The following is a 7,424-nucleotide window of genomic DNA, read 5'->3' on the forward strand; positions in this document are numbered from 1 at the left end:
GCCGGGGCCATTCCGCCCTTGACTGCCCGCCATTCCTGTCGGAAACCGCCATGGTAATTTTGCGGCGAGGTCACGAAACATGACGGCAGCCATGGACGAGCTTCTCGGCATTCTCGACCTCGAGCAGCTGGAACACAACCTGTATCGTGGTCGCAGCCCCAAGCTCGACTGGCAGCGCATCTTCGGCGGCCAGACCATCGCCCAAGCGCTGGTCGCCGCGCAGCGAACGGTCCAGCCCGAGCGCCACGTGCATTCGCTGCATGGCTATTTCATGCGGCCGGGCGACACCAAGGTGCCGATCATCTACGAGGTCGACCGCATTCGTGACGGCGGCTCCTTCACCACCCGGCGCGTCGTGGCGATCCAGCACGGCCAGGCGATCTTTTCGCTGGAAGCCTCGTTCCAGCAAGATGAGGTCGGCCTGGAACATCAGGTGCCGATGCCGCAGGACGTGCCGGCGCCCGACACATTGCTGTCGCAGCGCGAATTGCTGGGCAAGTTCGGCGAAGCCGTGCCCGACGGCATCAAGCGCTATTGGGAGCGCGACCGGCCGATCGAGATGAAGCCGGTGATGCTGAAGCATTATACCAGCCGGGAAAAGCTCGAGCCGAAGCAGAACATCTGGATCCGCACCACCGGCCCGGTGCCGGCCGACCGCGCCACGCAGGCGGCCGTGCTCGCCTATCTCTCCGATATGACGCTGCTCGACACCTCGACCTTTGCCCATGGCCGCGCCATTTTCGATCGCGACATCCAGGCGGCGAGCCTCGACCACGCCATGTGGTTCCACCGCAGCCACCCGCTCGACGACTGGATGCTCTACACCCAAGACAGCCCGTCGACGCAAGGATCGCGTGGCTTTACCCGCGGCTCGCTGTTTGCCCGCGACGGCACGTTGATCGCCTCGGTTGCCCAGGAGGGGCTCATCCGGCTGAAGCGGCCGCCTGCGGAGTAGGCATTTTTCGAAATTTGCCTATTTTTTAATCAGATGCACTGCCGCGACTGTGAACAGGCAGCCGGCAAACCTTCCCGATTTCCTTGTTTAACAATAGCTTAACACCCTGCTTCGGCAATTGGCACGGAGCTTGAATCCTAGCGGGCACTCTCCGGCTCTCATGGGGATCGGCGAAGTCGTACAAACGCGGGAACGCGCAACAGCAAAGGGTGAAACCTTATGAAGATCGTGATGGCAATCATCAAGCCGTTCAAGCTCGACGAGGTGCGCGAGGCGCTCACCGCAGTCGGCATCCAGGGCCTGACCGTCACCGAAGTCAAAGGCTACGGACGTCAGAAGGGGCACACGGAAATCTATCGCGGGGCGGAATACGCGGTCAGCTTCCTGCCGAAGATCAAGATCGAAGTCGCGGTCGCCATCGACATGGTCGACAAGGCCGTCGAAGCCATCACCGCGGCGGCCAAGACCGGCCAGATCGGCGACGGCAAGATCTTCGTTTTCGGCATCGACCAGGCGGTGCGCATTCGCACCGGCGAAACAGACACCGACGCGCTTTGAGCTGCGGATACGTATTCCAATGGAGAGTTCAATGAATATTCCTTCCACCTTGAAGATAACGGGGCGCGCGGCCGTTTTGGGCTCGCTCGCTCTCGCTGCATTGGGCACGGTTGCTGCGTTCGCGCAGGAAGCGGCTCCGGCAGCACCGGCCGCCCCTGCGCCCGCGCTCGACACCGGCAACACCGCCTGGATGCTGACCTCGACGGCGCTGGTGCTGATGATGACCATCCCGGGCCTGGCGCTGTTTTACGGCGGCATGGTGCGCAAGAAGAACGTGCTCGCCACGATCATGCAGAGCTTTGCCATCACCTGTCTGGTGACGGTGCTGTGGTTCATGTTCGGCTATTCGCTGGCTTTCTCGGATGGCGGCGGCATGAATGCCTATCTCGGCGGCTTCTCGAAGTTCTTCCACAACGGCATCACCACCTCGTCGCTGTGGCTGCCGGGGGTGGCGAACATTCCTGAATTCGTCTTCTCGATGTTCCAGATGACCTTCGCCATCATCACGCCGGCGCTGATTGCCGGCGCCTTCGCCGAACGCATGAAGTTCTCGGCGCTGCTCATCTTCATGGGGGCGTGGCTGTTGGTGGTCTATGCCCCGATCGCGCACTGGGTGTGGGGCGGCGGCTTCCTCGGCACGGCCGGCGTTCTCGATTTCGCCGGCGGCACGGTCGTTCACATCAATGCCGGTGTCGCCGGCCTGGTTTGCGCGCTGGTTCTCGGCAAGCGTGAAGGCTACGGCACCACCAATATGGCGCCGCACAACCTTGTCTACTCCGTAATCGGCGCTTCGCTGCTGTGGGTCGGCTGGTTCGGCTTCAACGCCGGCTCGGAACTGGCCGCCGACGGCCTTGCCGGTGCCGCGATGCTGAACACCCAGGTTGCCGCTGCCGCTGCGGCGCTCGCCTGGATGTTCGCCGAATGGATCGTCGCCAAGAAGCCGAGCGTTCTCGGCATCATCTCGGGCGCCGTCGCCGGCCTGGTCGCGGTGACGCCGGCTTCCGGCTTCGTCAATCCGACCGGCGCCTTCATCGTCGGCATCGTCGCCGGCGTGTTGTGCTACGTCTCGGCCGTCAAGCTCAAGCACGCGTTCGGCTATGACGACTCGCTCGATGCGTTCGGCGTGCACGGGATCGGCGGCATCATCGGCGCGTTGCTGACCGGCGTGCTCGCCGATCCAGCGATCAACAGCCTCGGGGCGGGTGCCTCTGTCGGCAAGCAGCTCTACGGTATCGTCTTCACCATCCTGTGGACGGCGATCGCGAGCTTCGTGATCCTCTATATCGTCAAGGCGCTGGTCGGCCTGCGTCCTTCCACCCCGGAAGAGGTCGAAGGCCTCGACATCAGCCAGCACGGCGAAGTGGTGCCGTAAGGTATTTGGCCGGCACCGGCGTTTTGCCGGTGCCGGAAAGATCCCGTCGTGATGCTCCCGAAAGGGCTCACGCCTTGAGGCCCGGAAATCTTCCGGGCCTCTTTTTGTGCGCAGATGGCCGTGATGGCTCGATCACAATCGCTTGATCAGGTGCTCGATCCGCCGGCGGCGTGAAATATCGGCCGCAGCGGCTCCGAACTGTGGTGGCGGTCGTCATTTGGACGTCGTCAAAACATAGGGAAGGAACCATCATGAACATCAAGGAAATCTGCCTCGGAGCACTCGCTCTTGCCCTGGTCAGCGGGACGGCACTGGCCGGTGCGCTGGACGAGCCGGACAACATGGCGCCGTTCTTCACCGATTCCGGCATGAAAACCATGAAGCCGATGGCGGAATTCAAGACCGCGTTCATGGCGATGCCGAAGGAAAAGCAGGAAGCCATGAAGAAGGAATGCAACGATGCGGCGATGAGCAAGCCGCATGCCGAATTCTGCGCCAATGTGCAGGCACTCGGCGGCGCCAACTGACAATCTCGATCAGGCTGCAGCCTGATCGTTTCATCACCACGATGGCGGGCCAGCGTGCCCGCCATTATTGCCGAGCCGGGGTGGCTTCCAATGCCCGTCGCAGGATCAGCGCCGTGTTCGAACAGGAAGCCAGGCATGACATCTCGCGCCAGTTCCGGAGACGCAGACTGCCCATGGTTAATGCGCCCTTAACCTTCCCGCCGCTAGTCTGACAGCCGAATCTGCCGTGTTGCGCGTCCGCGCCCGGCCGGGCAACGACAGACGGGGAAGAGCATGCGTTCAGGGGCTTCAGCACCGCTTGCGCTGGCCGATACGGGGCACGGCATCCGGGCGTTCGCGAGGCGCCAGGTCGGCCGGCTGGTCGGTGCCGGGCTGTTTGCGGTGGTTGGCTTCGGCGTTGCCGCCCTTGCCACCTGGAACGTCGCCGATCCGAGCTTTTCGCATGCCACCGACAACGTCGTCACCAATGCAATGGGTTATGCGGGCGCCGTCTTTTCCGACATTGCGATGCAGTTCTTCGGACTTGCCGCGGTTGCGGCACTGGTGCCGGCGGTGATCTGGGGATTTCTGCTGTTTACCGCACGTGGCGTCGACCGGCTGCCGAAGCGCGCGCTCGCCGGGTTCGGCTTTTCGCTGCTTGGCGCGGCAATTGCCGGCTGCGTGGTGCCACCCAAGACCTGGCCGCTGCCGACCGGTCTCGGCGGCGTCTTCGGCGATATGGTGCTCAACATTCCCGGCCTGGTCATCGGCGGCTACCCGACCGGCCTCGTCGCCAGCGTGCTCGCCGTGCTCCTTGCAGCACCGGCGCTGGGGCTGTTTCTGTATGGTTCGGCGCTGATTTCACGCAAGAATGGCTTTGCCGTCCTTGATCAGCCTGCCGCGCCCGATCCGCAGGACGACCTGCTTTTCGACAATGAAGAGGACGAGGGCGACGAAGGCATATTGGCACTTGGCGCCATCACCCATTGGTGGCTGTCGTTGCGGGCCTATTTGCGCCGCCGCGCCGCGCGCCGGCGCGAGCGCGACGATTTCGAGCCCGAGATGGAGCCGCGCGCCAGCGCCTGGCGGCGGGCGGCCGAACGGGTCGAATCGGCCGAGTTCGCCGAGGCGCGGATGAGCCCGGGCGGGCGCGCCCGCGTCGAGCCGGAATTCTTCGCCGCCATGGTCAACGACCGCAGTGCCTCGATCGACCCCGACGATGCCGATGTCTTCGATAACGAGGACAATGACGACGACATGGATTTCGCGCCCGAGCCGGCCGGCCAACGCCGCGCCGCGCCGACGGCGAAGGTGCAGAACTTCCGCTCCGATGCGGCGACACGCGTCGAGGCGCCGGCGCCACGGCCGGCACCCGGCGCCCGGGTCCAGCGCGAGGCACAGACCTCGCTGATCGGCTCGGAGAAGTTCGAGATGCCGTCGCTGCATTTCCTGTCGGAGCCAAAGAACGTGGTGCGCGACGCCAGCCTGTCCAAGGACGCGCTGGAGCAGAATGCCCGCCTGCTCGAGGGCGTGCTGGAGGATTTCGGCGTCAAGGGCGAGATCATCCATGTCCGCCCCGGCCCGGTCGTCACGCTTTATGAGCTGGAACCCGCGCCAGGCATCAAATCGTCGCGGGTGATCGGCCTGTCCGACGACATCGCCCGCTCGATGAGCGCGATCGCCTGCCGCGTCGCCGTAGTGCCCGGCCGCAATGCCATCGGCATCGAATTGCCGAACGCCAAGCGCGAGACCGTCTATCTCAGGGAGATCATGGCCAGCCGCGATTTCGAGACCACCAAGGCAAAGCTGGCGCTGGCGCTGGGCAAGACCATCAATGGCGAGGCGGTCATCGTCGACATCGCCAAGATGCCGCACGTGCTGGTCGCCGGCACCACCGGTTCGGGCAAGTCTGTCGCCATCAACACCATGATCCTGTCGCTGCTCTACCGGCTGACGCCGCAGGACTGCCGGCTGATCATGATTGATCCAAAGATGCTGGAACTCTCGGTCTATGACGGCATCCCGCATCTTCTGACGCCGGTCGTCACCGATCCGAAGAAGGCGGTGGTGGCACTGAAATGGACCGTGCGCGAGATGGAGGACCGCTACCGCAAGATGTCGAAGGTCGGCGTCCGCAACATCGACGGCTTCAATGCGCGCGTGCAGCAGGCCGAGAAAAAAGGCGAAAGGATCTCCCGTACGGTGCAGACCGGCTTCGACCGGCAGACCGGCGAGGCGATCTACGAGACGGAGAACCTCGACCTCGAGCCGATGCCCTACATCGTCGTCATCATCGACGAAATGGCCGATCTGATGATGGTCGCCGGCAAGGATATCGAGGGCGCGGTGCAGCGCCTGGCGCAGATGGCACGCGCCGCCGGCATCCATGTCATCATGGCGACGCAGCGGCCGTCGGTCGACGTCATCACCGGCACCATCAAGGCCAATTTCCCGACCCGCATCTCGTTCCAGGTGACGTCGAAGATCGACAGCCGCACCATCCTGGGCGAGCAGGGTGCCGAGCAACTGCTCGGCATGGGCGACATGCTGTACATGGCCGGCGGCGGCCGCATCCAGCGCGTGCACGGCCCCTTCGTTTCCGACGACGAGGTGGAGAGGATCGTCGCGCATCTGAAATTGCAGGGCGTGCCGGAATATCTCGACGCCATCACCGAGGACGACGACAAGGATGACGACGAGCCGTCGGGCAAAGGTAGTGGTGGCGGCGGCGACGGCGGAAATTTCGAGGATTCCGACGATCCCTACGATCAGGCGGTTGCGGTGGTGCTGCGCGACGGCAAGGCCTCGACCAGCTACATCCAGCGCCGGCTCGGCATCGGCTACAACCGCGCCGCGTCGATCATCGAGAAGATGGAGAAGGAAGGCATTGTCGGCCCGGCCAACCATGCCGGAAAACGCGAAATCCTGGTGCCGACGGAGGACGACAAATTCTAGCGCCCGTTCCATCCCGGTAGAATCGGGATGGAACTCTATCCACTTTTCAGGATCATGCTCCGATCCACCGGCCGGACCGCGCCGGCAACTGTGAACCTCTTGGCGCGTTGCAACGGATGAGCGCTGCGCTGCCCGCCAAACTTAAGCCCAACTGGGGGGCCAGACCAATACAACGAGCAAGCAATCAGATGATGGTGACCGGCATGAAAAACGCATCTTTCGCCCCAAGCAGGGATTTCGCCCCAACCCGCCGGCAGGTGCTCGGCCTCGGCCTGGTCCTGGTTGGTGCCGCAGCCCTCAACGTCGTGCCCGGCTTCCAGCTGCTGGCGTCGGCGCAAGCAGCGGTTCCGGCGACGGCGCAGAAAATTGCCGACCATTTCTCCTCGGTCAAATCGATGAGCGGCGAGTTCGTGCAGTTCGGGCCCAAGGGCGAGCAGACCGGCGGCAAGTTCTTTCTGGAACGGCCGGGCAAGATCCGCTTCAATTATGACGGCGCCTCGAATTTCAGGGTGATTTCCGACGGCAAGTCGGTGGTCATCCTCAACAAGAAGCTGCGGACCTCCGACCTCTACCCGCTGTCGAAAACGCCGCTGAAGCTGCTGCTGGACGACAAGATCGATCTGTCGGGCGGGCGTGTCAGAGCCGTCAAGGAAGAAGACGACCTCACCACCATCCAGCTTGCCGACAAATCGGTGTTCGGCAATTCGAAGATCACCATGATGTTCGATCCGAAATCCTATGAATTGCGGCAGTGGACCATCACCGATGCGCAAGGGAAGGACACGACGGTGATGATCTTTAACACCAAGGAGGGCGTCAGCTTCGCCCCCGACACTTTTGCCATCGACTATACGGCGAACCGGGAACTGAACACCAAGTCGCGGTAGCTTTCCACCGCTGTGGGAAGGGGTCCGGCGTTGGTGCTGCCCCTCATCTGGCTGCCGCCATCTTCTCCCCGTATAGTGACGGGGAGAAGGACGCAGCCACGGAAGATTTCGCCAATTCCCAGCGTGAGAAAAAGGACCCCGAGGCCACGGCCAGCGTCTTTCTCCCCGTCACTATACGGGGAGAAAGACGC

6 protein-coding genes are annotated in these 7,424 nt (G+C 63.3%); all 6 read left to right on the forward strand.

Annotated elements, in window-relative coordinates; all coding sequences use genetic code 11:
* The first annotated feature begins 79 nt into the window (after nucleotides 1-79).
* The 6 genes from tesB (at nucleotide 80) to NKJ08_RS29925 (ending at nucleotide 7,233) form a co-directional block, all read left to right on the forward strand.
* Entirely contained in the window at nucleotides 80-955 is an 876-nt protein-coding gene (tesB, locus tag NKJ08_RS29900) for an acyl-CoA thioesterase II (RefSeq protein ID WP_352530042.1), read from the forward strand.
* 219 nt (nucleotides 956-1,174) lie between these two features.
* Nucleotides 1,175-1,513, forward strand: a complete 339-nt coding sequence (locus NKJ08_RS29905) for a P-II family nitrogen regulator (protein ID WP_352530040.1) — start codon at nucleotides 1,175-1,177, stop codon at nucleotides 1,511-1,513.
* A 49-nt stretch (nucleotides 1,514-1,562) separates the two neighbouring features.
* On the forward strand, nucleotides 1,563-2,885 hold the full coding sequence (locus tag NKJ08_RS29910) for an ammonium transporter (protein ID WP_352530094.1): 1,323 nt from the start codon (nucleotides 1,563-1,565) through the stop codon (nucleotides 2,883-2,885).
* A gap of 251 nt (nucleotides 2,886-3,136) precedes the next feature.
* Nucleotides 3,137-3,412 (forward strand): hypothetical protein, encoded by a 276-nt coding sequence (locus NKJ08_RS29915; protein ID WP_352530038.1) that lies wholly within the window; start codon nucleotides 3,137-3,139, stop codon nucleotides 3,410-3,412.
* A 273-nt stretch (nucleotides 3,413-3,685) separates the two neighbouring features.
* Nucleotides 3,686-6,346, forward strand: a complete 2,661-nt coding sequence (locus tag NKJ08_RS29920; protein ID WP_352530036.1) for a DNA translocase FtsK — start codon at nucleotides 3,686-3,688, stop codon at nucleotides 6,344-6,346.
* A gap of 203 nt (nucleotides 6,347-6,549) precedes the next feature.
* Entirely contained in the window at nucleotides 6,550-7,233 is a 684-nt protein-coding gene (locus NKJ08_RS29925) for an outer membrane lipoprotein carrier protein LolA (RefSeq protein WP_352530034.1), read from the forward strand.
* Nucleotides 7,234-7,424: the final 191 nt, after the last annotated feature.

It is taken from the genome of Mesorhizobium sp. M0244, from assembly GCF_040321795.1.
Lineage (GTDB): Bacteria > Pseudomonadota > Alphaproteobacteria > Rhizobiales > Rhizobiaceae > Mesorhizobium.